The 2405-nt window shown below is 67.8% G+C and carries 2 protein-coding genes; both read right to left on the bottom strand.

What is annotated here, in order from left to right; all coding sequences use genetic code 11:
* Window positions 1–247 precede the first annotated feature (247 nt).
* Window positions 248–652, bottom strand: coding sequence for a response regulator (locus RDU12_RS05835; RefSeq protein ID WP_300291144.1), 405 nt, complete (start codon window positions 650–652; stop codon window positions 248–250).
* Between the two features lie 48 nt (window positions 653–700).
* Window positions 701–2405: EAL domain-containing protein (locus RDU12_RS05830; protein ID WP_308684252.1), on the bottom strand; the 1705-nt coding region annotated here is incomplete at its 5' end.

The raw sequence follows: 2405 nt of genomic DNA, 5'->3' as shown, positions 1-2405 counted from the left end.
GTCAAAGGCTCCGGCGCCCATCATCAGGACGGCCGGGAGGATCAGCGCCGCCTTCAGCGCGATCGACCCTCGGCTATCCCTGCCGAACCGTCTGGCCCAGGAGATGATCCGCACCACTCTTCCGCCTACTCTGCGCACTGCCCGCTCCCAACGTCGCCGTTGTAGATTCAAGGCTATGGCTCACCATACAATCAATAGGTTAAGCCTTCTTGCCCGTCCCTCCAGCGGCGGCCCGTAGGTTCGCCGATCATCCGATATTCGCGAACGGGCTCTCGTCCCGGTCCGTCTTGTTCAACAGGCGTTCGACGGCGGCGCCGAACGTCGAAAAGGTCAGCGGTTTGACCAGGGTGTCGTCCGCCCCGAACAGTTTGGCGGTGCGGAGCAGATCCTGCGGTCCCATCGGCCCGCCGGACGAGATCGCCAGGATTTTTGTCTCGGGGTGGGTGCGCTGCATCTCCATGATGGTCTCGAGCCCGTCCATATTGGGCATCAGCATGTCGAGCACGACCAGGTCGGCTGGGACTGTGCGGAGCACCTTGAGCGCCTCGACGCCGTCGCTGGCATGGACGATCGCGTGGCCCTCCGCCTTGAGCAACTCGCCCGCGATGAACTGGATGGTCGGGTCGTCGTCGACGATTACGATGATGGCCATGATGATCTGCCGGTCATACCTGTACGGGGCGGGTGATTGCCTGGGACATCAGGCGGCTTCGACTTGGGTTGAAGGGAGATCCGCGAAGGGGAGGGGGCGGCTGTAGATGTAGCCCTGGATCATGTGGACCCCCGCGGTGCGGAGGAATTTCGACTGCTCCTCGGTCTCCACGCCCTCGCACACGACCTGCATGCCCAGGGAGCGTCCCACCGAGATGACGGCATGGATGATGGCGGCCGAGGCCGTGTCGTCCAGGCAGCGCTCAACGAAACTGCGGTCGATCTTCAGGGTCGAGAAGCGCAGTTCCCTGAGGGCGTGAAGACTGGTGTAGCCCGATCCGAAATCGTCCAGGGCGACGCCGACGCCGAGTTCGTTAAGGCTGTCGATGGTCGGACGGGCCATGTCGATGTCGAGAATGGCGGTCTCGGTGACCTCGACCTCGAGGCGATCCAGCGGGAAGCCGTTGCGGAGGCCGGCCGCCCGGACCCGCGAGGCGAAATCCCGGCGCTGGAACTCGCCCGCCGAAGCGTTGATCGACACCTTGATGTCGGGACGCGTTCCGACGACCTGCATGGCGCGATCGAGCACGAAATCGGTCAGCCGTTCGACCGCGCCCGCGGCCTCGAGTTCGGCGACGAATTCGTCGGGATGGCGGGGGCTGCCGTCGGCGCGGGTCCAACGCGCGAGCGCCTCGACCTTGCCGGCGAATTCACCGGCCCGGTTCATCATGGGTTGATAGGCCAGGTCGAGTTCGCCGTTTTCGATCGCCAGACGGAGGGTCTCCCCCACGTCCTGAACCGCCACGGCCGGCACGGCGCTGGATCGCAGGGCGGAAAGCGTATCGTTCAACAGGCCGTCCACCCGTTCCAGCGCGCCCGGGGTCAGAACGCCCGCGCGGGCGGAGGCCTCGATCGCGCTGGTGGCTTCCGCCACGGCCCGGGCGCCGAGGCTCAGGCTCATGGATTTCAAGGCGTGGGCGGCGCGCGCGACCTGCTCCGCATCGCTATCGTTCCAGGCGGCGGCGAGATCGGCCATCCGATCGGGCGCGTGCTCGGCATACAGCGACTGGATCCGGGCGACGAAGTCGGCCTTGCCGGCGGAGGCCATCTTCGCCAGGTCCTCGCGCACCGCGGGATCGAACAGGGTGTCTTCCGGCGCCGCGGCCCCCATCCGGGGCTCGGCCTCGGGCGCGGAAGAGGCTGCCCTCGGCGGGGGCTCCGCCCGATACTGGCCGCAGTGCGTCTGAAGCGCGCGCGAGAGGTCCTGCATCGTGAACGGCTTGTGGATGACCCCGTCCATGCCGGCTTCCCGCCAGGCTTCGGCGGCCGTGCCGATGACGTGGGCCGTCAAGGCGAGGATGGTGGCGCGCGGCCGTCCGGACGCCTGTTCTTCCTCGCGGATGCGGACGGTCGCCTGGAAGCCGTCCAGCTTCGGCATCGACCCGTCCATCAGGACCAGATCGAACACGCCCTCGCGCAGCGCTTCGACGGCTTCCAGACCGTCTTCCGCGAAGGCGACGTCGACGCCCATCCGCTCGAGCGCCTGGGCGGCCACTTCGCGGTTCACCTCGGAGTCGTCCACCACCAGCACCCTGGCGCCCGGGAAACAGGCCTCCTGGCGCCGGCCCGCGGCCTCCTCCTCGGGAGCGGGGGCCTCGCCGGCGTGCATCCGGGTCAGGGCGTGGATCAGATCGGCCCGGCGCAGCGGCGCGCCCAGCAAATACTCCGTGGCGGCGTCGTTCGCGAACGACAGG

This window comes from Brevundimonas sp. (genome assembly GCF_031082345.1).
Classification (GTDB): Bacteria; Pseudomonadota; Alphaproteobacteria; order Caulobacterales; family Caulobacteraceae; genus Brevundimonas.
Note: the sequence above shows the minus strand (reverse complement) of the source record. Positions and strands in the feature narration are given on the sequence as shown.

Coding starts and splice junctions, on each gene's coding strand:
- RDU12_RS05835 (WP_300291144.1), bottom strand. CDS start 652: ATGGCCATCATCGTAATCGTCGACGACGACCCGACCATCCAGTTCATC.